Genomic DNA, 23,576 nt, shown 5'->3' with positions numbered 1-23,576 from the left:
CACCTCAGTAGTTCTGGTCGAGTTCGGAGTAGTCCTCTTCCCTCTCCTCGACTTCCTCTTCCTTGAGCTCCTCAAGGATCTCGGAGAGGTAGCGCTCAACGTCCTCCCTTGAGAGCTTCTTCCAGCGCTTTTCGTCGGTTGTTATGTAGGCCACCTCTATCCCTTCCGCGCTCGGCTCCTCGAGGGTCTTCGCGAGGGCCAGTACGGCGAGCTTTATGGCACCATCCATGTCTATGTCATCCTTATAGTGCTCCTCGAAGATCGCCATGGCGGTGTTCCTGCCGCTTCCTATCGCGACTGCCTTCCACTCGAAGTAGGCACCGCTCGGGTCGGTCTCGTAAAGTTCCGGCTTGTCGTTGACGCCGGCCATCAACAAAGCCGCACCGAAGGGCCTCACACCGCCGTACTGGGTGTGGGCCTGCTTTAAATCGCAGATCTTCTTCACCAGAACGGTGAGCGGAACGGGTTCGCCGTAGGTGAGGCGGTAGATTTGAGCCTCGAGCCTGGCCCTGTCAACGAGAACCCTCGCGTCGGCTATTATACCGCTTGGAGCGGCCGCTATGTGGTCGTCGATCTGGAATATCTTCTCGTAGCTGCTCGGCTCGATTAGCCTGCTGGTTATCCTCTTCTCAACGGCCAGAACAACCCCGTCCTTCCATTTAACGCCGACAGCCGTTGCCCCGCGCTTCACTGCCTCCCTTGCGTAGTTCACCTGGAACAGCCTTCCGTCCGGACTGAAAACGGTAATGGCCCTGTCGTAACCGGCCTGCGGTGGTACAAACGCCATCCCAATCACCTCCCAACACTCATTTTCTCGCCCAATAATTAAGCTTTTCTATCAACCCCTCTCGATAGCAATGAGGGCGAGCCTCTGGGCTGTCCTCCTGGCGAGCTCGAGGGGGATGAACGCCACCGGAAAGAGCACGGCCCCAAGGACTACCGAAGCCGTGCCAAAGGGCTTCGCTATGAGCAGACCGAACGCCAGCAGGAGCAGGAGGAGGCCGCTCAGCATAAGCTTCCTGTACATTGCCTGGAGCTGCGAAAGATCCCCTTCCATCCACACCACCGATGGAAAGGGTTTAAATTTCGGGGTTTTAAGCCTTTGGTAGGGGATCAAAATGGAATGCCCGTTCTGCAGTCCAGCCAGGGAAAGCGTCCTGTACGAGGGAGAGATGATAATGATCCTGCTCGACGGTTACCCCGCCAGCAGGGGGCACCTGTTGGTTGTTCCCAAAAGGCACGTAGAAACGTGGAACAAGCTCAGCTGGGAGGAGAAGGAGGCCCTCCTGAAGGGAGTGGAGCTGGCCATGGAAGCCCTGAAAAATGCCCTCAAGCCGGACGGCTTCAACGTCGGGATAAACCTCGGAAAGGCCGCCGGGCAAACGGTTCCGCACCTTCACGTCCACGTCATCCCGAGATGGAGCGGAGACTGCAAAAGCCCAAGGGGAGGCGTCAGAAAGGCCGTTCTCGATCTGGAGGACGAGAACCTGAGCATGAAGGAAAGATGGGAGAGGAACAGGTTGAACAAAAGAGAGATCCAGGAGCTGAAGCATCACTTCGACAAACTTATAAACGCTAAGATTTAGATCACCCCATGCTCTCAGAGTACGGCAGGGACGCGAGGATACTCATAGGTGCAAACGCACTGGGCCAGACCTTCCTGTGGTTTTCGTTCTTCATAATGCCCTTCTATTTAAAGGCCCTGGGCTACGACATGAAGGCCATGGGAGCATTCTTTTCGGCACAGACGATAGTTGGGGGCCTGTTCTTCCTCCTTGCAGGGCCGATATCCCTGCGTCTCGGTTACAGGAAAACCCTCCTCCTGAGCGCGTTTCTGGGTCTGGCCGGCAGGCTCCTCCAGGTGCTGGCCATAGATTCTCTCGTTCTTTTCCTCGGCTTCGTCCTCGTGGGAGTTAACATGGGACTGAGGCAACCTAACTACAACGCCTACCTGAGCGAGCTCGTTCCCGATGAGAGGCGACACGAGGCATTCTCCAAGAGCTTCGGTCTCGGGACGCTCTTCAATTCCTGGGTGTTCTCCTCGCGGGTTTTCTGCCGGGTTATTTTATGGGCCTGTCTCTCACCGAGGAAACTGCCTACAGGATAACGTTTTCCCTCTCGCTCCTCCAGTTCGTCTTCGTCATCCCTGCCCTGCTTATGGTCAGAGACGTCGTTGTAAGGGAAAAGAAGATTAGATGGGAAAAGGCCCTCGTTCTCAAAATCCTTAAGTTCTCCCTGCCGAGCGCGCTTATCGGCCTAGGCGCGGGGATAACCATACCCTTCATGAGCCTCTACTTCAAGCTCCGCTTTGGTGAAACACTCCAAGCGATAAGCTGGATTTTCTTCTTCCAGCAGTTGGCCATGGGGCTAGGCTCCTTTGGATTGCCCGAGCTCGTCAGGAAATACGGGCCCGTGAAGGTCATATCATTCTTCCAGGGGCTCGCCACTCTCCTCTTCGCAATCTTCCCCTCGATAGAGACCTTCGCTTTAGCGGGAGCGGTTTACGTCCTCAGGGCAATACTCATGAACATAATCTGGCCTATAAACAGCTCCTTCATGATGGGGTTCTTCAGAACCGAGGAGAAGGCCACAGCCAACGGAATCCAGCAGGCGTTTTCAACGTTTATGAGAGGAATAGGGAACTCAATAGGTGGAACGCTCTTCGCCGTTTCCTTAGCTTATCCCTTCTACGCCACCGCGCTCCTCTATGCCTCTGCAACGGCACTCTTCTATGCCTTCTTCATCAAGCACAATGAATAAGGAAAAGGCTCACTTACCGGCAAGCTCCTCGCCGCGCTCAAAGGCCCTGAAGTTCATCTCCCAGAGCTTCTCGCGGAGGGTGAGCCTTATGCCCTCAAGCAGGGACTCGCGCCTGAGAGGAATTAAACCCTTACCGTAGGCGTAGCCGAGCATCAGAACGCCCAAAGTGCGGGGGTTTATCTTATCGGCTTCCCTCTGGAAGTTGGCCATGTGAACCGGGCAGATTTTTCCAATGGCCTCCCTTATCTCGTCGAGCTCAGGATACTTTTCCTTGCCGACCAGCGTCGTTGCCGTGTGGATGGGATAGGCGTTGATTATCGCCACGCTATTCTTCCCCAAAAAGCGGGCGTTCCTTAAAGCTTCAGCCGGCTCAAGAGCCAGCATGAGGTTGGCCTTGCCCTCCTCGATGAGGGGCGAATAAACCTCCTCACCGAAGCGCAGATAGCTCAGAACGCTCCCGTAGCGCTGGCTCATTCCAAGGGTCTCGCCTATCCTAACGTTGTAGCCCTCGACCATCGCCGCGTTCCCGATTATCCTGGAGAGTGTTAACCCACCCTGGCCCCCGACACCGGTGATGATAAGGTTGAACTCCATGAACACCACCGAGATTGATTGGGGGAAAGGAATAAAAAGCTAAGCTCAAAAAAATTCGCCTAAAGGATTAGCTCTTCGAAAATCTTGAGCCTATCGCGTTCCTTCAGGTTTACCCAGTCAAAGATTGAGCCCGAGCTTTCCCTCAGGCGGAGCGTCTCGACGAGGTCTTTATATTCTCCTCCCGCGATGCCGTTGGCTATTATAGCGCTCCCCTCGGCGGCCTCTTTGGCCTTTGCCCGGCTCTCAAGCTTGAGGACCTCAATTGAAAAGCCGTAGCTCTCGAAGGCCTCCTCAAGGGCCCCCTTGACGTCGTTGAAGAACCCGGGAATCCTTGAAAAGCGGCCGCTGATGTAGATTGACTCCGGCTTTACCGAGGGCAGTAAAGCGAAGACGTCCTTGACTATGGCCTCTATCATGGCCTTGTAACCTTTCTCGACCCTTTCGTCCTTCCTTGAGAGCTTCACAAACTCCTCAGGGGTTATTGAGAAAGGGTCTATCCCGGCAACGTAAGAGGCACCGCCCTGGAAGAGGACGAGCTTTCCGAAGTCATCCAGTGCGTTGGCCAGAGCGTAGGCAAGTTCACCGTCCATGAAACCCATTCCGAGGTAGCCGGGGAAACCGGCAGTTCCGGCCATGGAATCAACGATTTGGCCGTTTTTGACGGCCATCGCCGAGGTGTAGGCAAAGCCGACCTCGACCGCTATGAGGTTGGTCTGGAAGTAGGGTATGCCCTTCCTCTCGGCTTCCCTCACCATCGCAAGGGCCACGGTGAAGACCTTGTCAGCCGTTCCAAGGTCAATCCTGTTGGCCTTCCTCCACTCGGGAACCGTCGGGAGGTGTATGACGCCGGGCGTGAAGTAGACGTTTAAGTCCCCCGCCTCCCTGAGAAGGAGCATTAACTCCCTCAGGCCGACTATCTTGAGCCTCCTCCTCACGTCGGCCTCCGTGATGAAGGTCGCGAGGGCTATCTCTTCGTCGGTCGCTTCCCTTGCGGGCTTGAGAGGGATTCCGTAGCCGCAGGGGCCAACTATAGCGTCAATCTTTCCGTATTTTTCCTGAACCTCGCGCAGGAGCTCGACGATTATGGCCGGGTTCTCGGTTACTTTATTCCTGTCAACGGCGGTATCAACGATTATCTCGCCGGTCTCGTCGTCGAAGCCGAAAACGTCCATGCTCTTCGTCCCGGAGTCTATACCAACGGCCTTAACCACGTTCCACCACCATCCCGCGGTTGTCGGCACGGGTTATAAAGACCTCGCCGCCGTCACCGTTCTCGCGGAGAAACTCCACCACGAGGGATTTTAGCCTTTCCGCTTGAGTTTTTCCCTCAACGAGGGCATAGAAAGTCGGCCCCCAGCTCGTCTGGCAGGCGCAGTAAGCTTTGTCCAGCATCAGCCTTATTCCCTCGTTGACCAGGTCACAGCAGTAAACGTTCTCCTGGTAGTCGCTCCAGAACTCGCCGAGGAGGTGGTTGAACTGGTAGAGGCCCTCGCCAAAGGTTTTGATGTCGCGCTCGACGAAAGCTGGGAGGATTTTCATGAGGACTATCCGTGAGAGCCTGTCGGCCAGTTCCGGGGGCATCGTCTTCAGGTTGTCCAGTATCTCGTCCTCCCTCTTCCTTACCTCCGCCAGGGCCTTCCTCGGCGTCTCCGGAATGGCAACGACGAAGAGCCAGTCATCTGGCATCTCGCCCCTGAAGATGAGGGGCGGGACCACCTTCTCGCGTTTGTCCACCGGGAAGCCACCCTCGTAGATGAAGCCACCTACCTTGAGGGCGTAGAAGCCGAGGGCCGTTATTAGGCCGCGCCTCATCGCGAGGGCAATATCTTCAAGCGAGAGGTTGAGGTCGTAGAGCTCGCTTACGGCCCTCCCAAGGCTCAAGGCCAGGGTCGTGTGGAAGCCTATTCCGACCCACTTCGGGATGTAGCTCTTAACGGTGACTTCCACCGGAGGAAAGTCGTAGCTCTCGCGGAAACGTTTAAGGAACCTGAGGGCGTCTTTGTCGTTTGAGGTGTCCTTATCGGCTTCCTTTACCTCTATCTCAAGCCTCGGCGTTTCGATGGCGAAGCCAACCGTTCCGTAGAGCCTCCCCATGTCACTGCTTAAGTCCGGGTTTCCGGTGTGGAGGTGGGCTGGAGCGCTTACCCTTATCACCGCGACCACCGAGGATAGAGTCTGGGACAAGTATTTAAGGTGTGCGGAGAATCAGGGAACATGTCCTTCGAGAAGTACTACGAGGTCTTCAAGGCCTACAGCGACGTATACTCGGACGAGTACAGGAGAAGGATAGAAAGCCTAGAACCTCTTCTCCTCAAGTACATGCCCAGAAAGGGAAGGGTTCTCGACCTGGCGTGTGGAGTGGGCGGCTTCTCCTTCCTGCTGGAGGATCTGGGCTTTGAAGTTGTCGGGCTTGACAACAGTCCACTAATGCTGGAGAAGGCAAGGGAGTTCGCGAGGGACAGGCGCTCGAAGGTGGAATTCATCGAGGGAGACGCCAAAAGCCTGCCCTTCGACGAGAACAGCTTCGACTACGTGCTCTTGATAGACAGTCTGGTTCACTTTGAGCCGAAGGAACTGAACGAGGTCTTCCGCGAGGTCGCCAGGGTTCTACGGCCCGGGGGGAGGTTCATCCTTCAGTTCACGGATCTGAGGGAGCTTCTCCCAGTGCTGAGGAACGGCCAGGTTGTCGGTGCCGAGTACTGGATAAGCAGGGTCCTAACGGATCCCGACGAGAAAACCGTCGTGATAGAGTTCCAGAGCGAGAAAGAGAGCTTCAGGGTGCGCTTCAACGTGTGGGGGAAAACAGCGGTGGAGCTACTGGCGAGGCTCTACTTCAGAGGGATACACAGCGAAAAAATGAACGAGCACAGCTACTTCCAAGTCTACGTCCCGAAAAAATGAATCAGGCCTCGAGGCGGAGCCTCTTAATCACAAAGTTCCTGTCCAGGGAAGCCAGGAAAGGAGCGAGCCTTGGGCCGCGGTCCTTGCCGATGAAGACGTTGTAGAGGGCCTTGAACCACTTCTTGCTCGGGATTCCGCGCTTCTTTGCCGCGTCAAATATGACGTTGTTGAGCTCCTCAACGCTGAACCTCTCGTTCTCCTTGAGCCATTGGGCAACTTCGAGCATTGCCTCCCTGACCTCGGGCTGGAGGTCGATCTCCGGCGGTCTTTCAAGCAGGCTGAACTTGACGTCATCGGGTGCGTACTTTTCGACCCAGTTCTTTGCAAGCATTATGCGGAGCCTTATCCTCTCCAGGTCTTCTTCGCTCAGCTCCCCCGGAACGTGTCCCTGCTCCTGGAGGATTCTGATGATGCCCTCCTCGTCGAGGTGCGGCATCTGGACGAGGGTCACGAGGAAGCGGAAGGGGGCCTGGGCCGTGAGCCTCTCGGGAACCTCGGGCATGGAAAGCTCGTAGGTCCTCTTCAGTTCCTCTTCCTCCTCCGGGTTCTTGGCATGCTCAAGGCCGAAGTATATCCTTTCAACCTTGTCGAACTCGTCGTAGAGGTTGAGCAGTCCAAGGCCGAGGTCTATCTTCAGCTCCTTGTTGGGCCTCGACTTGGCGTAGATGAAGCGGATTATTCCAGGCTCTAAAACTTCGTAGAGGTCGCTGAGCAGGATAACGTTGCCCTTACTTCCCGACATCTTGCCCTTCTGGCCCTTTATCCCGACGAACTCGTACATCAGCGTCATGGGGGCCGGCCAGCCGAAGACCTTCTCCACTATCTCCTTTCCGGTGTCATAGGAGCTGCCAGCGGCGAGGTGGTCCTTTCCTGCCGGCTCGAAGTCAACTTTGAAGTGGGCCCACCTCATCGGCCAGTCAACGCGCCAGCGGAGCTTCACGTTGCCCTCTCGGATGTCGGTCTCGCCCTCTCTCCCGCAGTGGGAGCACTTATAGGAGACCTTCCACGCACCGTCCCATCCGAGGAATTCGGCCTCCTTCCTGCAGTGCGGGCAGTAGATCATGACCGGCTGCCAGCTCTCCTCAAGGGGCGGCTGCTTCGCCCTCTCGCGGTACTTGTCGAGGACGGCCTTTATCTCGTCGCGCTTCTCAAGGGCGAGCCTTATCTCCTCGGCGTATTCACCTGACTTGTATAGCTCGCTTGCGTAGAGGAAGTCCACCTCGATGCCGAGCTTCCTCACTTCCTCTTCGAACTTCTCCATGAAGTGCTCGGCGTAGCTGTCGTGGCATCCCCAGGGGTCGGGAACCTCGCGGACTGGCATTGTGAGGTACTCCTTCCATTCCTGCGGGACGTTCTTCGGAACCTTCCTAAAGCGGTCGTAGTCGTCCCACATGTGGATGTGCCTCACCCTCTTGCCCCTATCCCTGAGGGCGTGGCCGACTATGTAAGCGGTGAAGAACTCTCTAAAATTGCCTATGTGAACGTAACCGCTCGGGGTTATCCCGCTCTCGACGACGTACTCCTCCTTGTCGCCCCTTTCCCTGATTATCTTCTCAGCCATGTAGTCAGCCCAGTGAACCATTCTCACCACCGCGCTTAGCTCTGTCGAGGCCCTTTTAAGCTTAAGCTCGGCCACTGGTAACGATTCGGGAAGGGAAAATTTTATAAACATGAATAGTAAAAACTCCCCAAGAATGTAAGGAGGCACCCCAATGGAAGTTGAACTGGAGAGGATGCAGATTTTCTTCCCAGCCTCGCTCGAAATCCAGGAGGAGCTCCTGAAGGCGGGCTTCAAAGTCCCCCACGATAAGGAAACGGGAAGGAAAACGCCGGTTCCCGTAGTGGTAAGTTCGAGGGAAGAGAGAAGACTGAGAAGGGACAGACTCCTAAAGGCGAAGGACTTTGAGAGCGACGGGAAGTTCGCTCTGGTGCCCGGGAAGAGGGCAGTCATGGAGATGGAGCTCACGGAGAAGGGCTTCCTGATACTGAGGCCGAAGCCCCTCGAATACCACCTCGAGGAGATGAGCTTCGTCTCGGTTCCTCCGAGGATATGGGGAACGTGGGCGAGCTTCTCGATACCGTTCTCTTTCTACGAAAACGCTCATGGACTTTTTGAGCGAGTTCAGGCGGGAGGAAACGAACGGCCTCTACCTCGCCTCGAGGGGCTCCGGAAGGAGGATAGAGGTCTACGCCTACAAGGGAAGAACCAGAAAAGACCTTGGAATTCCCGTCTTCGGCTACGCCCTCGGCCTGCACGGGCTTACACTTGCCGAAGACTATCTTAGGGAGAAAGCCAGAGAGAACGACGTTCCGGAGGAGAGGCTCCGCTACCTCAAGCTCGGCCTCAGAAAGAAGAGGGAAACCAAAGCGGACCTGAAGGTGGGGGTCGTTTGGGAGGATGGAAAGCCGAGCGAGATAACGCTGAAGCTCTCAACCACGGAGCCGAGGGTGAAGATTCAAGGCCTTTACGGGGAGCTGGTTGGGAAATCGCGCGGAGAACTCACGAGAACCGAGGACTGGTATATTGTAGTCCACGCGGAGGACTTCATAAATACCCTCCACAAGGTCATAACGGCTTTCGGGTGAAGGTATATTAACCCCAACCCCCTCTTTCATTTTTGGTGAAATCGATGCTTGAGTGGCTCCCCTACGCGGGACTGGCGGCGCTCTTCATTCTGGCCGCGATAGCCCTCACCAGGAGGATGGGCGAAGAGTGGGCGTGGGTGAACAGAAAGATAATCCACTTCAGCATAGTTCCCGCGGTTCTGATGTTCTACTGGGGACTTATCCCGGCGTGGGTTTTCAGCGCTGCCGCATTCGTCTTTGGAGTCTTCCAGCTCTGGTCGCACCTGAGGAGAAAGGAACTGAGCTGGTACCAGATAGAGCACAACTACGGCGAGGTCTTCTTCGCGTTCTCTGCCTCGGTAATTCCGCTTGTACTTCCACTCGAATACGCGACCGCTCTGTTGCTCGCGATGGCGATAAGCGACGGGGTCACGGGAATAGTAAGGCATCACTACTTTAGACGGCACGGGTTCAACGTGAAGCTCAAAAAGCACTGGACGGGGAGCATAGGCTACTTCGTCACGGCGCTCCTGATAGCATTTCCCCTCCTCGAAGCCGGAACTGTGGGAAAAATAGGGTGGGCGGCGGTGCTGACCCTGGCCGAGTACCAAAGCTGGCTCGACGACAACCTGGCAGTTCCGCTCGTTGGAGGTTTGTTGTTCCTCCTCTACTGAGCCCACCTGACCTTCAGGCTGTCCTTCTTCACCTTGTTGAACTCCTCAACCAGGGCTTTCCCGGTCTTCTCCATGAAGCCCTCGACGTCGGTGATGCCGAGCTCTTTGAGGCCGATGGCATCGACACCCTCCGGAATTCCCTTCCCCTCAACGTTTATCCCGATGTGTATCTTAACGCTGACCGGAGAGACCGTAGCTATCGAGATGCTCAACTTTTTGCCGTTCACGTAGATGTCGTCGCCCTTCCTGACGGTTTCAACGCCGTATTCCCGGAGAACCTCACAGAGCCTCGCTATGAACAGCTTTTGCAACGTTGAGGCAAAGAGGGTGTTAACGAGGTCAAAGACCTCGATTATGTAGTGCACCATGTCGTCGCTCTTTATCTCCTTGCTCTGACGGAGATCTTCTATGTCAATCATCTCCTCGACTTTAACGTCGCACTTGCCGCGGAAGACGACGAGAGAGTTTCCGAGGATTCCGAAGTTCCTGTAGGCCCAGTGGCTTCCAATGGCCGAGCCGTCGTAATCAATGCGCTTATCCTTAACGACCAGCAGTTCCATCGTCATCACCCCGTCTTTCAAGGAGTTCTCTCAGTTCTTCAAAAGACTTTACATCGACCCACATATGGACGAAGTCAACCTCGGGGAGGGTCATCCTGACCTCATCGACGTGAAGATCTCTGTCGTCCACGTAGATGACGTCCTCAACATTGTAGCCAATGGACGCGAGTTCCTCAAGGGTTCGTCTTATCATGTCGGCCTTGTTGGGATGACCTTCGATCTTAGGGAACATGAAGTAGTCCCAGAGGCCGAAGCCCTCAAGGATGGGTCTCACCCGCTCCTCAAGGTTCCAGCTGGCTATGCTAAGAACGAACCTTTCGCTCGCCCATTCAAGGAACTCGTGAACGCCGGGGAAAAGGCATAGCATCTCGCCTCTAGAATCAAAGAGACAGTCACCTGAGAAACGGTAGGGTGGCTTGAGCCGGGAAGCATCCTCATGGTCCCATAGGGTACCGTCCAAGTCGAGAACGAGCAGTCTCATCAGAACCACCGGGATAAACGGGATTGAGGAAATTTAACGATTGCTGATGCAAGATCTTCAGAAGAGTTTTAGGGTAAGCCACATGAGGGCCGTGCATAGGCGAGCTGGTCTATCAGACGCCCCGCCCGGGGCACTCGGGCTGTTGGGAGCGGCAGACTGAACGGGTCGGTTTCCCTTCCCGCTTACATCCCCGCCCCATCAAACGGGTCTTCTTCCCGAGCCCTCGTCCTGGGCAACGGACCGGTCGCCCAGGCCCAAACGCCCAGGAGTGGCCGCCTTTTTTCGGGGGCCGCTTCGGCCTTAGATGCTTTCAGGCCTTATCGGCTGCGGCGTAGCTGCCCGGCGTTGCCCTGTAGGACAACCGGTAGACCAGAGGCCGCGGCTCCCTGTTCCTCTCGTACTGGGGGAGCCTTCCCCTCAGGCGGCCAGCACCTCCGGTAGATAGCATCCGACCTGTCTCACGACGGTCTAAACCCAGCTCACGTTCCCCTTTAATGGGTGAACACCCCCACCCTTGGCCCCTGCTGCAGGGCCAGGATGGGAAGAGCCGACAGCGAGGTAGCAAGCCTCGGGGTCGATATGGGCTCTCGCCCGAGACGACTCTGTTATCCCCAGGGTAGCTTTTCTGTCATCCCTGGCCCCCACCGGGGAGGCACAGGGGTTCGCTAGGCCACGCTTTCGCGGCTGGACCCGCCTCTGTTACGGGTCCAGTCAGGCCGGCTTTTGCCCTTGCACTCTACGGCGGATTCCTGACCCGCCTGAGCCGACCTTAGGGCACCCTCGATACCTTTTCGAGGGTGTGCCGCCCCAGCCAAACTGCCCACCTACCGCTGTCCCCCCATCGGGGGTTAGCCGTACGGCAGAGGGTGGGCGGTGTCTCATGGACGGCTCCACCCGCCCCGGAGGACGGGCTTCGACGCCTCCCGCCTACGCTGCGCACCCCCCGCCGTACGGCAACGGCAGGCTGCAGTAAAGCTCCATGGGGTCTTCGCTTCCCACCGGAGGTCCCAGGCATATGCGCCTGGCAGAGGTTTCGCCGGGCCCCAGCCGGGGACAGTGGGGACCTCGTTACGCCATTCATGCAGGTCGGCATTTAACCGACAAGGAATTTCGCTACCTTAAGAGGGTTATAGTTACCCCCGCCGTTTACCGGTGCTTCACCCGGTTGGACCCGGGCTTCACATACCGGCACTGGGCAGGCGTCGGCCCCAGTACAAACCCTTTCGGGCTAGCTGGGACCTGTGTTTTTACTAAACAGTCGGGCCCCCCTAGTCACTGCGACCTGCGGGTTACGCACCCGCAGGCACCCCTTCTCCCGAAGTTACGGGGCCAATTTGCCGAGTTCCCTCGGCTGGGTTTCCCCCGACACGCCTTAGGCTTCTCACCCAGGGGCACCAGTGTCGGTTCTCGGTACGGTCGCGGTGGATCGTTCCCAGAGGGCTTTTCACGGGCCCCAGGGATCGGCGGAACCCCCCTTACGGAGGGCCATTCGCGCTTTCACCCGGTTCTCGCCATTACGGCACTCCCCGGGCTTATACGCTTAGCCGGCCTTGTGGACCGGTCCGCCTACCCCGAGGCGTCACCCTCTGGGCTTGCGTTGCCGCGCCTACCACCGCGGTACGGGAATATAAACCCGTTTCCCTTTCGCGGGCGCCGAGTTACGGACCCGCTTAGGACCGACTAACCCACGGCTGACGAACATTGCCGTGGAACCCTGGCCCCTACGGCGGCCGGGATTCTCACCCGGCTATGCTGCTACTCCCGGCAGGATCCACAATACCGACGGGTCCACCGGACCTTACGGCCCGGCTTCCGCCCCATCGGCACGCCCGCCTACCCGATCACGGACCAATCGGTCCGTGCGCCGGGGTCTCGGCAGCCGGCTTTAGCCCCGTCCATTTTCGGGGCCCCTGACCTCGACGGGTGAGCTGTTACGCACTCTTTAAAGGATGGCTGCTTCTAAGCCTACCTCCCCGCTGTCTAAGGCCAGGGACACCCTTTGGAGTAACACTTAGCCGGCATTTAGGGGCCTTAACCCCGGTCTGGGTTGTTCCCCTCTCGGTTGACGGCTTACACCGCCACCCTACTCCGGCCATCTACGGCGGCGGTGGGTTCGGAGTTTGACAGGGAGCCGGGGGATTTCTCCCCCTAAACCCCCAATCAGTGCTCTACCCCACCGCCTACCTCCGGCCGGGCTATCCTGGGGGATAATTCGGCGGGAACCAGCTATCGCCGGCCTCGATTGGCCTTTCACCCCTAGCCCGGGGTCACGGGAGCGAATTGCACGTCAGCACCCCTAGCGGGCCTCCATCCCTCTGTTGAGGGACTTCACCCTGCCCCGGGCTAGATCGACCGGCTTCGGGTCTCACCCGAGCGACTCCGGGCGCTTTCACACCCCGTCCCTCGCCCTTACGGGCTGCGGACCTGTCGGTTTCCCTGCGGCTTCGGGGTTGACCCCCTTAACCTCGCCGCTCGGGTGAACTCCCTGCCCCGTGATCCAAGACGGACGGTGCAACCCCGGTCACCTCCCCTCGTACTCCACGGTCGCCCGTGTTTCCTTCGGGGAGGGTCAACCCTTTCGGGCCGCACCCTCCTATCGCCGCCTGGTTTCAGGCTCTTTTCACCCCCTGCCAGGGGTGCTTTTCAGCTTTCCCTCACGGTACTAGTTCGCTATCGGTCTCGGGACGTATTTAGGGTTGGGAGCCGATGCCTCCCAGCTTCCCGCCGGATATCCGACCGACGGTACTCAGGGACACCCCAGGAGCTCGGGGGCTTACGCCTACGGGGCTATCACCCTCTACGGCGCCGCGTTCCAGCGGACTTCGGCTTCACCCCCAGGGCTCCAGCGGGGACCCTACAACACCACATCCCCCGGACCTTTCGGCCCGGGGTTCAGTTTGCCCTGTGCCGCTTTCGGTCGCCCCTACTCACGGCATCGCTTTTGCTTTCTTTTCCTGCGGGTACTAAGATGTTTCAATTCCCCGCGTTCCCCCTCCCGACTGGGAGTGCGGCAAAAGCCGCGGGAGGTCCCATTCGGGAATCCCCGGTTCGACGGCTGCCTGCGCCTCGCCGGGGCTTATCGCAGCTTGCCACGCCCTTCGTCGGCGCCCCGAGCCGAGCCATCCACCAGGCGGCTTAGTTGCCACCGGGCGGGACGTTTCCTGGACCAGCTCGCCTATGCACGGCCCTCATCGTGACCCCTGTTCGGGGTCTCGGGCCCTTCCACCCCGAGCTGGGCTCGGGATGTGCACCTCTTCGTGGTGGACCGGCCGGGATTTGAACCCGGGGCCTCCGCCTTGCAAGGGCGGCGCTCATACCAGGCTGAGCTACCGGCCCACCCATGGCAGGCCCGACATCCCTTAAACCCCCCGGACGGGATTTCCGGCGATAGGAGGTGATCGAGCCGTAGGTTCCCCTACGGCTACCTTGTTACGACTTCTCCCCCCTCACGGAGCCCAGGCTCGACCCGGCCTCCCCGAAGGGAGACCAGGCCTCACCCGGACCCCGCTCGGGTGGAGTGACGGGCGGTGTGTGCAAGGAGCAGGGACGTATTCGCCGCGCGATGATGACACGCGGGTACTAGGGATTCCAGCTTCACGCGGGCGAGTTGCAGCCCGCGATCCGAACTGAGGGCGGGTTTAGGGGATTCCCTTCCCCTTTCGGGGTCGGATCCCATTGTCCCGCCCATTGTAGCGCGCGTGTAGCCCGGGGGTTTCGGGGCATACTGACCTACCGTCGCCCGCTCCTTCCTCCGGCTTATCGCCGGCGGTCCCCCCAGAGTGCCTCCTCCCCAGCGGGGAGGACTGGCAACTGGGGGCGCGGGTCTCGCTCGTTACCACACTTAAGTGGACGCCTCACGGTACGAGCTGACGGCGGCCATGCACCTCCTCTCGGCGTGTCCGGCAAGACCTTCAGCCTGGCCTTCATCCTGCCGTCGCCCCCGGTGAGGTTCCCGGCGTTGAATCCAATTAAACCGCACGCTCCACCCCTTGTAGTGCTCCCCCGCCAATTCCTTTAAGTTTCAGCCTTGCGGCCGTACTCCCCAGGCGGCGGGCTTAACGGCTTCCCTTCGGCACCGGGCGAGCTCGAAGCTCGCCCGACACCTAGCCCGCATCCTTTACAGCCAGGACTACCCGGGTATCTAATCCGGTTTGCTCCCCTGGCCTTCGTCCCTCACCGTCGGACCCGTTCCAGCCGGGCGCCTTCGCCACTGGCGGTCCCCCTGGGATTACAGGATTTCACCCCTACCCCAGGGGTACCCCCGGCCTCTCCCGGTCCCAAGGCCCGCAGTATCCCCAGCAAGCCCCACGGTTGAGCCGTGAGATTTCGCCAGGGACTTACGGGCCCGGCTACGGACGCTTTAGGCCCAATAATAGCGGCCACCACTCGGGCCGCCGGTATTACCGCGGCGGCTGCCACCGGCCTTGCCCAGCCCTTATTCCCGGAGCTCTTTACACTCCGGAAAAGCCGTGGCTGTGCCACGGCACTGGGGGTCCCCCCGTCGCGGTTTCCCGCATTGCGGAGGTTTCGCGCCTGCTGCGCCCCGTAGGGCCTGGACCCGTGTCTCAGTGTCCATCTCCGGGCTCCCACTCTCATGGCCCGTACCGATCTTCGGCTTGGTGGGCCGTTACCCCACCAACTACCTAATCGGCCGCCGGCCCATCCTCGGGCGGTCAGAGACCCTTTCGGCCTGAGGACCTTCCAGTACCTCAGGCCTATGGGGGATTAGCCCCAGTTTCCCGGGGTTATCCCCCTCCCGAGGGTAGGTTACCGACGTGTTACTGAGCCGTCCGCCGGTGCGCGCAGAGCGCGCCCCATGACTCGCATGGCTTAGTCGGACCCCCATAGCAGTGGCCTCCGGCAGGATCAACCGGAATTGAGCAAGGAGTACGGCCGGTGGGACTTCCCTCAAAGGGGAAGTACCAAAATTCCCGTCCGGGGTTTGGTCGGGATGTCGGGCCTGCCTTACCCCCGAGGGGTCCGCCTTTCGGCGTTTCCTCGGGAGCGCACCTTTTTGTGACCCGGGCTGGAGGGCGGGGTTCATAGTGGGTGCTTTGCACCCTGTCCCCCCGACGCCGCCGTCTTGGCGCCCGGGTGTTTCGCGCCCTGTTCGGGCGCTCCACCCAATAGGCGGGAACCCCAGCAGTACAAAATTTTTGCAAAACCCGCGACGGGCGGTATTTTTGAAAAAGAAACTGTCAAAAATCTGCAACAAAATGCGAAAATTTAGACATAAAAACGGCAAAATTTTTGCACGGTCAGAACGGGCAGGCGTTATACAAACGAACGCGACCACCGAGACCACAACTCCAACCCTATGAGAATTCCCCACCCCTATGCGGGCCAGGAGGACATATCCCCCAGAGTGCCCAGATAGAGCGGCAGAACCAGGCGCCATACCTCACAAGGGTAAAGAAAATGACGGGCAACGACCCACGCATCACCGTTAAAGTCCCAGTATGTCGGGGACTATGCTTATCCTAGAGACCGGCGTCGGGATCGTGTTGGTAACGGCGAGCTCGTCAACAGCACTGGAGACCCTTTCAATAGCCCCCTCTGAGAAAACACCGTGGGTGACCCCCACGAATATCCTCCCCGCACCCATCTCCTTCAGTATCGACGCCGCCTTGACCATAGTCCCCCCGGTGCTTATTATGTCGTCGACTATGAGGACGTTCTTGCCCTCGACCTCAATTTCCACCGGCCGCATCTCGACCTCGGTCGGCGACATCCTACGCTTCTCGAAGTGGCTGTACTCCAGACCAAGCTTCTCGGCCACGGCCCTGGCTCTCCCAAGGGCTCCCTTGTCCGGGGCCAACACTATGCCATCGCCGAGCTTGTCCCTGAAGTAATCCGCTATTGCCCTGGCCGGTGAGACGTTAACCGCCTTTCCCGGAAAGAACCTCAGCGTCTCGGGGTTGTGTAAGTCCACCACGTAGAGCTCGTCGTAGTAAACCCCAAGGGCCCTCATCACGGCCCTAACGCTTATCGCTTCCCCCTCCTTTGTAACCCTGTCCTGGCGGGAGTAGGCAAGGTACGGGACGATGAGACGGAGCCTCCGGAAACCCCTCTCGCGCAGGGCATCCCCGATGAGCAGGGCTTCGACAACGTTCTCGTCCTGGGGCCGGTACATCGACTGAACCACGGTGGCCTCTTCCCCCCTGGACAGCACCCTGACGTACTTCTCCCCATCCGGGAACTTCTTTATCTCCATCTCAGCCAGCTTTTCCCCGAGTTGCTCTATCTCGTCCCTGAGATGCACAGCTCCCGAACCGATGACAATCATCGCCATCACCTCTATTGCCGCCAGTCTGTAAATCACTCCCCCTTAAAAAACCGACTGTGCCAGGGATATGTCAAACCAGGAGAACCGCTATGATACCCGCAAGGAAGATTCCATCGAAGGTCCCGGCGCCGCCTATGCTGACCAGCTGGGCGCCCAGGTTCTTGATCCGGTTCCAGTTCATCAGGTCGGCCCCTATTAGGACGCCCATCGTGCCGCTGGCGTAGGCTACGAGCGGCTTCCACTGTCCCCCAATGAGGATCGCCAAAGAAACCGCTATCAGGGGGGGCACGAGGGTCGGCAGGGCTATCCCCACCCCAGGTACGGGCTTCGCAACGGCATGGCTTATCAACGAGGCGACCGCTATGGACACCCCAAGCCTCAGAAGGGGTTCGTACATTCCAAGGGAGATCAGACGAGTTACCTCATAGAAAACTATGCTCAGGGGCACGAGGGCGCCGCCGACGTTAATCGCTATAACGACCTTCTCCTCCTCCCAGTCGAAATACGGAACCGGGTAGGGGATCCCAAAAAAGCGAACCTCCCTGACTCTGACAACCGGGACGTACGATCTCTCCTCAGCGATTGGTATGTTCACGAAGCTACCGATGAGGGACGTCAGGAAGAGGACGTAGGCCAGGGAGGGGGGGATGCCAAGCCTGAGAAAGGCCGCCGTGACAAGGCTTGAGAAGATCGTGAAGAAGAGGACGAAGAGCACGATTAGGAGGAGGAAGAACGGAAAGGCTATCGGGGGGACTATGTACCTGTACCTCGGCATCCCCGTCCATCTCCTGCTAAGGCACAACGCCGCAGGAAAAGCTAAACCAGCAGCGGCTCACCCCTTGAACTCAACGAACTCCTCCAGCATGCCCTCTTTGGTTATGGAAACGACCTGCACCTTCCTCTCCCCAGTATAAACGTCCCTCTTTCCAGCCGTTCTGACGGCCCTCACGGCGAGTTCCTTCGCCTCCTCAACGCTCATGTCCTCCTTGTAGCCATCCTCGATTATGGCTATCGCGAACGGGCTTCCAGATCCCGTCGCGGTGTACTTCTCGAAGACGAGCCCCCCGAGGGCGTCCAAGCTGGCGAGCTCGGGCTCATCGACGTAGCCGCCTATGAGGATCTGGACCATGTAGGGGAACCACTTGTTCTCGTTGAGGATGTTGCTCAGCAGGTTGGCCATGGCCCTAGTCGTCATGGGCCTACCCCACGTGAACTGGTAGTACCTGGCCTGAGCCTCGAGCATCCTGGCGAGGGCCTGAACGTCCCCGACGCTTCCGGCGGTTGTTATAGCGATTCTCTCCGTTATCGGGAGGATCTTCCTTATGTTGAGCGTTTCGACCATGTTGCCTAGTGACGCCTGAGTATCGGCCGCGAGAACAACCCCGTCCTTCGCCTTTATTCCAACGGTCGTCGTTCCGGTCTTCTTCTCTTCCATAATCTCCCACCCCCTGACTAACTCCCCCCATCAGAATTTAAAGGTTTGGTGGGTCAAAGTGCCGCCACTATGGCCCTCCCCAATTCTCCCTCGACGAGCTCCACATTAACCCCGTAGACCCCCTCAAGAACGCGGGGATCCAGCTCGGTCACCTTTCCCTCCCAGAACTTTGAGCCGTCCTTCATGATGAGCACCCTGTCCGCGTACCTGAGGGCGAGGTTGAGATCGTGGAGGACGGCGACGACGATCTTCTCGAACTTGAGCGCGTTCAGCAGCTCCATTATCTCAAGGGCGTTGTTTATATCGAGGTGGCTGGTTGGCTCGTCGAGGAGGAGAACCCTGCCCCCCTGGGCCAGAGCTCTCGCTATCAGGGCGAGCTGGTACTCCCCTCCCGAGAGGGTGAAGATGGACTCCCTTCTCCTCTCCCAGAGCCCGACGCGCTTTAAAGCTTCTTCGACGCTTCCACGCGTGAAGTAAGTTCCCATCTCAACGAACTCCTCTATCGTGAAGTTGAACTCCGGAAAGGAGGTCTGGGGGACATAGGACACGAGCCTCGCCCGCTCGGGAGGCTTCATCGATACGAGATCCCTCCCGCCCAAGAGCACCTTTCCGCGGGGGTTCAATATGCCAGCTATGCATTTCAGGAGCGTGGATTTGCCGGCCCCGTTCGGCCCTATAACGGCCAAGAGCTCACCGCTCTCAGCTTTAAAGGAAACCCCCCTAAGGACGTCCTCGCCACCGTACGAAAAAGAAACGTTCACCTCGAGCTTCATAGCCTCATCTCCCCCCTCTTGTGCTTCCGGAGGAGGTACAGGAAGAAGGGGCCGCCCATCATCGCGGTGACTATGCCGACGGGCACCTCGGTAGGTCTCGCGATGATCCTCGCCGCCAAATCGGCCAGAACCATGAGGATCCCCCCGAGCAGGGCGGCGTTTATCGTGAGCCTTCTGTGGTTGGGACCGACCAGGAGTCTGGCTATATGGGGGCCGATGAGCCCCACGAAGCCGATTATTCCAGCGGCCGCAACTGAGACAGCGCTCATAACCGCTATCACGAGGATCACCATCTTCCTGAAGGCATCAACGTCTAAGCCCAGGGCAACACTCTCCTCGCCCAGGAGGAGCAGGTTGAGCTCCTTCCACTTCCAGAGTAGGAACGAGAGCCCCAGGACAGAAACCAGGAGGACTTCCCCGACCTTACGCCAACCGGCCCCGTTGAAGCTGCCCATGAGCCACATGTACGTCAGATGGGCCCTTGGCCCCATCGTGAGGACAAGATAGGAAGTTATTGCCCCGGCCATGAATCCAAAAGCCACCCCGGCAAGCAGGAGCGTGTCCACCGGGATCCTACCGTCGACCTTCGCAACCGAGTAGACCGCGTAAACTGCCAGGAGGGCGAAGGCAAAGGAGAGTACCGGGACGTAGTCGGGGGCGTAGATCATCCCCAGGGCAGCCCCCACGCTAGCCCCACCGCTGACGCCTATGATGTAGGGATCCGCCATGGGGTTCTTGAAGAGGGCCTGGCTAGCAACGCCCGCAGTTGATAGCGAGAGGCCGACGAAGTAGGCCAGCAGAACCCTAGGAAGGCGGAGGTTCCAGACTATAAAGAAGTACCTGGGGCCCCTTTCACTGGCGACGGAAGCGAGGGAACTAGAGAGCCGCAGAAGGGCCTCGGAGTGAAGGAACGAACCCAGTTTCCCGAGAAAGAGGGAGAGCCACCCTGCAAAGGTCGTCTTAAAGCCGTGGACGATCGCCCCGCTGACCGTACCGGGTCTGATGTAAACGGATCCAACGTAGACACCGAGGAACACCGAAGCCAGCGACAGCACCACCAACGACGCGAGCCACTTTCTCATGTGCTGGACTATTTGTCCATCGTTTAAAGCTTTTCGTCATCAGCCAGGAATCCGGTCATCATCCCCGCGGTCAGATTCGAGAGTGCTCATCACGGCCGCACTCCAGTTCCCCTCAAGCCTTAAAAGTCCTAGGGTCGTAGGATGGAACATGAGCGTCTCAACGAAGCAGCTGAGCGGAAGGGTGCCCCTGGCGATGGTGGTCATAAGGCCCGCCAAGCTCTTCGACATACCCGAGGTCATGAGGATAGAGGGCGACTCCTTCCGCGAACGGTACCCGAGGGGGATATTCCTCACCTTCCTGGACAGGAACCCGGACACCTTTCTGGTCGCGGAGTACAACGGGAAGGTCATAGGTTACGTAATGGCCTACCTGAGACCCGACCTAGAGGGTCACATAATGAGCATAGCAGTCGATCCCGCCTACAGGGGCAACGGGATAGGCTCGGCCCTGCTGACCGAGGCCATCGAGAGACTCATAAAGAAGGGGGCCCGCTACATCGGCCTCGAGGTGAGGGTCAGCAACCAGGGGGCAATAAGGCTCTACCAGAGGTTCGGATTTAAAAAGGTGAAGAGGGTGATAGGCTACTACTCCGACGGCGAGGACGCCTACTACATGCTCCTGCCGGCCGACGAATGGAGGGGCAACTGATGATAGTCTTCTACCTCAGCGGGAACAGGGCGTTTTCAACGGATAAAAACGCCGTCGACGGCCTTCACAACAACCGCCACTACGGAAAGCTCGTCAACGGCAAGGTCTTTCTCTCCCTCCTCGAGGCAGCCTACCTAACGGAGAGGGGGAAGATAGAGGTCAGGGACGGCAAGAAAAAGCTCTCCTTGGAGGAGATCATGAAGCTGGGGAGGAAGGAGGACGAGCTGTTCGATGCGAAGTACCTCGTCTACAAGGATCTCCGCGACAGGGGTTACACTGTGAAGTCCGGCCTAAAGTTCGGCTCCCACTTCCGCGTTTACCGCCGCGGGATGGACGAGCACTCCCAGTGGCTCGTCTGGGTCGTTCCAGAGCACAAGACCATGAGCCCAAACGACGTAACCGCTCGCGTTAGAGTTGCCCACGGGGTGAGGAAGAACATGATCATGGCCGTCGTTGACGACGACGGGGACGTGGTCTATTACAGGATCGAGTGGGTGAAGTTTTAGTTACCAGCCGGCTTTTCAAGACCTTTTAACCCCTATTCTTTGGCAAAGGGACTCACCGCCTAGAGACCTTCGGTGCGGCCTCCCAGGAGAAGGCCCAGATCACGGAGTAATACCACAGCAAGAAGAACAGCGTCGTCAATAAGTAACTCCCCGTGAGGGACATGAACGGGAACACGAACATACCGATCGCGGTCAGAGCCCAGCCGTAGCGATAAGAGGCGGGCTTATAGCCGCTGAGCTTTCTCATAGCAACTGCAACCACCACAGCTAGTATGGCCGTTGAGATCGCTTTGGGAGACAGCACCAGGCTAAGGAACTCCCCGGGGTGTACCGCGATCCCGCTCGATATCGCCCACATGGTGACCATGTACATCCAGGAAAGAAGGACGAAGCACGAGACTGCCTCTTTCCCTATCCTCCCAACGCCCTCCTCATGGGGTAGGAGTTTAATCCACTCCATCCAAAGGCCTCCATCTCGAACTACAGCGTCACCCTAAGTCCATCGAGCACCTCTACAGACACGGCACTCCACCACAAATTTTCTAGAGAAACAAAGAGAGAAAGGGCATCACTTCAGGAACCCGGTCTTCTTTCCGAGGTCCTCGAAGGCGTCGATGACGTACTGCAAATCTTCCTTGCTGTGGCCCGCTGAAGGCTCGAGCCTTATCCTCGCGGTTCCGAGCGGGACGGTCGGGTACACTATCGCCTGCGCGAAGATGTTGTACTCCTCGTATAAGCGCCTGCTGAACTCCTGGGCGAGCTTCTCATCGTAGAGCATGACCGGGGTGATCGGGTGCTTGGTGTTGCCGAGGTCGTAGCCGAGCTCTCTCAGCCCGTTCTGGAGGAAGTGGGTGTTGTCCCAGAGCTTCTTGACGAGCTCGTCGCTCCTCTGGAGTATCTCAACGGCAGCGATTGCCGCGGCAACATCGGGCGGGTTCGGGGCGCTTGAGAAGAGGAACGGCCTGGCCCTCTGGCGGAGGTACTCGATGGCCTCCTCGGGTCCGGCGACGTAGCCGCCTATGACACCGAAGGCCTTGCTCAGCGTTCCCATCTCGAAGTCGACCCTGTCGTGGAGGTTGAAATGGTCGACTATACCCCTTCCGCTGTCACCTAAGACTCCTTCACCGTGGGCGTCGTCGATGTAGAGAACCGCGTCGTACTGTTCAGCGAGCTCGGCCATCTCCGGGAGCTTGGCGAGGTCGCCGTCCATCGAGAAGACACCGTCGCTGACGATGATTTTCTTCTTCTTGTCCTTGTTCTCCTTGAGTTTCTTCTCGAGGTCCTCCATGTCGAGGTGCTTGTAGATGACCTTCGGCGCACCGCTGAGGCGCATTCCGTCGATTATACTAGCGTGGTTGAGCTCCTCGCTGATGAAGACTCCATCTTCGCCCTTCTTGAGGAGGGCGCTTATCGCTCCGAGGTTGGCGTTGTAGCCGCTCTGGAGGAGTATGGCAGCCTCGCGCTTCTTGAACTTGGCGAGCTTCTCCTCGAGCTCGACGTGGAGCTCCATCGTTCCGGCTATGGTTCTAACGGCCCCAGCGCCAACACCGTAGTCGAGGATGGCCCTTATCGCCGCGTAGCGAATCTCCGGGGCGGCGGCTAAGCCGAGGTAGTTGTTCGAGCACATGTTGAGAACCTTCTTGCCGTCGACGACCACCCACGGGCCCTGGGCGCTTTCAAGCTTCCTTATGGTCACATAGAGCCCCTTATCCTTAAGCTCCTGGAGCTCTTCCCTAATCCAGTCGAGTTTCGCCATGAGAACCACCGGTGCTTATTGGTCATCGAGGTATAAAAGTTTTGCACTGTCCGGTTCAGTGCAGCCTGATTATCAGCGCCGCGAGAGCTATGAGACCCAGCGCAACGCTCCCGCCGATGTTCAGCTCGTAGTCGTGCCTCGGGTCTGGATAGTTCTCCACGACCCTGACTCCTATTCCGAATCCCGAGGGCCCACCGCGGGCGGTTATCTCGACTCCCCAGCCGCGCCTGCTGAGCGGATAGACCGGTGGGATTACGCCGGTGAAGAAGTCCAGGAAGAGGTGGCTGAGCCAGCCGATGGAGAAGAGGAGAGCGTAAGGGTTGTCCGAGAGGTAGGCGAGGAGGAAGGCCGGGAGGGCAAAGAGGAGCGAGTGAAGGTATGAGCGGTGCTCCCTCGTGAATGCATCGAGGTCAGGGAAGGTCGCCCCGATGGCGAGGGCTAACGCTCCGCCCCACGTTGGTTCGTTCGAGAGGGCGAGGTATGCCAGAGTTGGTATCGAGGCGTGTTCCACCGGATCCATGGCAAAAGGCTAAATACCCGAACCCTTCATAACC

Annotated in this window: 21 protein-coding genes, 1 tRNA gene, 2 rRNA genes and 2 pseudogenes; 7 read left to right on the top strand and 19 right to left on the bottom strand. The window is 58.5% G+C overall.

Annotated features, from left to right (window positions below):
* Positions 1-4 precede the first annotated feature (4 nt).
* Positions 5-787, bottom strand: a complete 783-nt coding sequence (psmA, locus tag ACZ5AM_RS02820; RefSeq protein WP_464915411.1) for an archaeal proteasome endopeptidase complex subunit alpha — start codon at positions 785-787, stop codon at positions 5-7.
* Between the two features lie 51 nt (positions 788-838).
* Positions 839-1,057: a hypothetical protein gene (locus ACZ5AM_RS02815; RefSeq protein ID WP_464915916.1), complete on the bottom strand. Its 219-nt coding sequence runs from the start codon at positions 1,055-1,057 to the stop codon at positions 839-841.
* A 61-nt stretch (positions 1,058-1,118) separates the two neighbouring features.
* Between ACZ5AM_RS02815 and ACZ5AM_RS02810 the strand changes: the two genes are divergently transcribed.
* Together ACZ5AM_RS02810 and ACZ5AM_RS02805 are read left to right on the top strand one after the other, a co-directional pair.
* Entirely contained in the window at positions 1,119-1,586 is a 468-nt protein-coding gene (locus ACZ5AM_RS02810; RefSeq protein WP_464915410.1) for an HIT family protein, read from the top strand.
* 8 nt (positions 1,587-1,594) lie between these two features.
* Positions 1,595-2,760: pseudogene (locus tag ACZ5AM_RS02805) on the top strand (MFS transporter).
* A 9-nt stretch (positions 2,761-2,769) separates the two neighbouring features.
* Here ACZ5AM_RS02805 and ACZ5AM_RS02800 read toward each other — a convergent pair.
* Genes ACZ5AM_RS02800 through ACZ5AM_RS02790 form a run of 3 tightly spaced genes read right to left on the bottom strand, consistent with a single transcriptional unit; the run spans position 2,770 to position 5,508 of the window.
* Positions 2,770-3,354, bottom strand: coding sequence for an indolepyruvate oxidoreductase subunit beta (locus ACZ5AM_RS02800; RefSeq protein WP_464915915.1), 585 nt, complete (start codon positions 3,352-3,354; stop codon positions 2,770-2,772).
* 59 nt (positions 3,355-3,413) lie between these two features.
* On the bottom strand, positions 3,414-4,565 hold the full coding sequence (locus tag ACZ5AM_RS02795) for a DUF1464 family protein (protein ID WP_464915409.1): 1,152 nt from the start codon (positions 4,563-4,565) through the stop codon (positions 3,414-3,416).
* Positions 4,558-5,508: a beta-ribofuranosylaminobenzene 5'-phosphate synthase family protein gene (locus ACZ5AM_RS02790; protein ID WP_464915914.1), complete on the bottom strand. Its 951-nt coding sequence runs from the start codon at positions 5,506-5,508 to the stop codon at positions 4,558-4,560. Before ACZ5AM_RS02790 ends, ACZ5AM_RS02795 begins: the two co-directional genes overlap by 8 nt.
* 60 nt (positions 5,509-5,568) lie before the next feature.
* On the opposite strand from ACZ5AM_RS02790, the gene ACZ5AM_RS02785 reads away from it, so the two are divergent.
* The gene (locus tag ACZ5AM_RS02785) at positions 5,569-6,255 is read left to right on the top strand and encodes a class I SAM-dependent methyltransferase (protein WP_464915408.1); all 687 of its coding nucleotides are present in this window, start codon (positions 5,569-5,571) and stop codon (positions 6,253-6,255) included.
* A 1-nt stretch (position 6,256) separates the two neighbouring features.
* Here the strand turns inward: ACZ5AM_RS02785 and lysS are convergent, their stop codons facing one another.
* The gene (lysS, locus tag ACZ5AM_RS02780) at positions 6,257-7,837 is read right to left on the bottom strand and encodes a lysine--tRNA ligase (RefSeq protein WP_464915913.1); all 1,581 of its coding nucleotides are present in this window, start codon (positions 7,835-7,837) and stop codon (positions 6,257-6,259) included.
* Between the two features lie 130 nt (positions 7,838-7,967).
* Here lysS and ACZ5AM_RS02775 point away from each other — a divergent pair.
* Both ACZ5AM_RS02775 and ACZ5AM_RS02770 read left to right on the top strand, forming a co-directional pair.
* Positions 7,968-8,841 (top strand): annotated as a pseudogene (locus ACZ5AM_RS02775) (PhoI).
* 44 nt (positions 8,842-8,885) lie between these two features.
* Positions 8,886-9,494 (top strand): hypothetical protein, encoded by a 609-nt coding sequence (locus ACZ5AM_RS02770; RefSeq protein WP_464915407.1) that lies wholly within the window; start codon positions 8,886-8,888, stop codon positions 9,492-9,494.
* Here the strand turns inward: ACZ5AM_RS02770 and ACZ5AM_RS02765 are convergent.
* The 10 genes from ACZ5AM_RS02765 to ACZ5AM_RS02720 form a co-directional block, all read right to left on the bottom strand.
* Positions 9,488-10,054, bottom strand: coding sequence for a DUF366 family protein (locus ACZ5AM_RS02765; protein WP_464915912.1), 567 nt, complete (start codon positions 10,052-10,054; stop codon positions 9,488-9,490). The two genes, ACZ5AM_RS02770 and ACZ5AM_RS02765, sit on opposite strands and share 7 nt — an antisense overlap.
* A complete protein-coding gene (locus ACZ5AM_RS02760) occupies positions 10,035-10,535 on the bottom strand; it encodes a magnesium-dependent phosphatase-1 (protein ID WP_464915911.1) in 501 nt (166 codons plus the stop codon). The genes ACZ5AM_RS02765 and ACZ5AM_RS02760 overlap by 20 nt, the downstream gene beginning before the upstream one ends.
* A 122-nt stretch (positions 10,536-10,657) precedes the next feature.
* Positions 10,658-13,686: ribosomal RNA gene (locus ACZ5AM_RS02755) — 23S ribosomal RNA — on the bottom strand.
* A gap of 107 nt (positions 13,687-13,793) precedes the next feature.
* Positions 13,794-13,871, bottom strand: a tRNA-Ala gene (locus tag ACZ5AM_RS02750).
* A 53-nt stretch (positions 13,872-13,924) separates the two neighbouring features.
* Positions 13,925-15,412 (bottom strand): 16S ribosomal RNA (locus tag ACZ5AM_RS02745).
* The 16S and 23S rRNA genes sit together here with 1 tRNA gene alongside, the layout of an rRNA operon.
* 569 nt (positions 15,413-15,981) lie before the next feature.
* Positions 15,982-16,821 (bottom strand): ribose-phosphate diphosphokinase, encoded by an 840-nt coding sequence (locus ACZ5AM_RS02740; RefSeq protein WP_464915910.1) that lies wholly within the window; start codon positions 16,819-16,821, stop codon positions 15,982-15,984.
* 70 nt (positions 16,822-16,891) lie between these two features.
* Positions 16,892-17,596, bottom strand: a complete 705-nt coding sequence (locus tag ACZ5AM_RS02735; RefSeq protein ID WP_464915406.1) for a DUF1614 domain-containing protein — start codon at positions 17,594-17,596, stop codon at positions 16,892-16,894.
* A gap of 57 nt (positions 17,597-17,653) precedes the next feature.
* The gene (gene psmB / locus ACZ5AM_RS02730) at positions 17,654-18,256 is read right to left on the bottom strand and encodes an archaeal proteasome endopeptidase complex subunit beta (protein ID WP_464915405.1); all 603 of its coding nucleotides are present in this window, start codon (positions 18,254-18,256) and stop codon (positions 17,654-17,656) included.
* Between the two features lie 53 nt (positions 18,257-18,309).
* Positions 18,310-19,029, bottom strand: a complete 720-nt coding sequence (locus tag ACZ5AM_RS02725; RefSeq protein WP_464915404.1) for an ABC transporter ATP-binding protein — start codon at positions 19,027-19,029, stop codon at positions 18,310-18,312.
* A complete protein-coding gene (locus ACZ5AM_RS02720; RefSeq protein WP_464915403.1) occupies positions 19,026-20,111 on the bottom strand; it encodes a FecCD family ABC transporter permease in 1,086 nt (361 codons plus the stop codon). Before ACZ5AM_RS02720 ends, ACZ5AM_RS02725 begins: the two co-directional genes overlap by 4 nt.
* A 148-nt stretch (positions 20,112-20,259) precedes the next feature.
* Here ACZ5AM_RS02720 and rimI point away from each other — a divergent pair, with 148 nt between their 5' ends.
* Both rimI and endA read left to right on the top strand, forming a co-directional pair.
* Positions 20,260-20,760, top strand: a complete 501-nt coding sequence (rimI, locus tag ACZ5AM_RS02715) for a ribosomal protein S18-alanine N-acetyltransferase (RefSeq protein WP_464915402.1) — start codon at positions 20,260-20,262, stop codon at positions 20,758-20,760.
* The gene (gene endA / locus ACZ5AM_RS02710) at positions 20,760-21,266 is read left to right on the top strand and encodes a tRNA-intron lyase (RefSeq protein ID WP_464915401.1); all 507 of its coding nucleotides are present in this window, start codon (positions 20,760-20,762) and stop codon (positions 21,264-21,266) included. Before rimI ends, endA begins: the two co-directional genes overlap by 1 nt.
* Positions 21,267-21,318: 52 nt before the next feature.
* On the opposite strand, the gene ACZ5AM_RS02705 is transcribed toward endA, so the two are convergent.
* The 3 genes from ACZ5AM_RS02705 to ACZ5AM_RS02695 form a co-directional block, all read right to left on the bottom strand.
* Positions 21,319-21,726, bottom strand: coding sequence for a hypothetical protein (locus ACZ5AM_RS02705; protein ID WP_464915400.1), 408 nt, complete (start codon positions 21,724-21,726; stop codon positions 21,319-21,321).
* Between the two features lie 108 nt (positions 21,727-21,834).
* On the bottom strand, positions 21,835-23,022 hold the full coding sequence (locus ACZ5AM_RS02700) for a glycine C-acetyltransferase (RefSeq protein WP_464915909.1): 1,188 nt from the start codon (positions 23,020-23,022) through the stop codon (positions 21,835-21,837).
* Between the two features lie 55 nt (positions 23,023-23,077).
* Positions 23,078-23,542 carry a metal-dependent hydrolase gene (locus tag ACZ5AM_RS02695; RefSeq protein WP_464915399.1) on the bottom strand — a complete coding sequence of 155 codons (465 nt, stop codon included), beginning with the start codon at positions 23,540-23,542 and terminating at the stop codon, positions 23,078-23,080.
* Between the last annotated feature and the right edge of the window lie 34 nt (positions 23,543-23,576).

Source organism: Thermococcus fumicolans (assembly GCF_055386755.1).
This window is presented reverse-complemented; position numbering and strand designations above follow the sequence as displayed.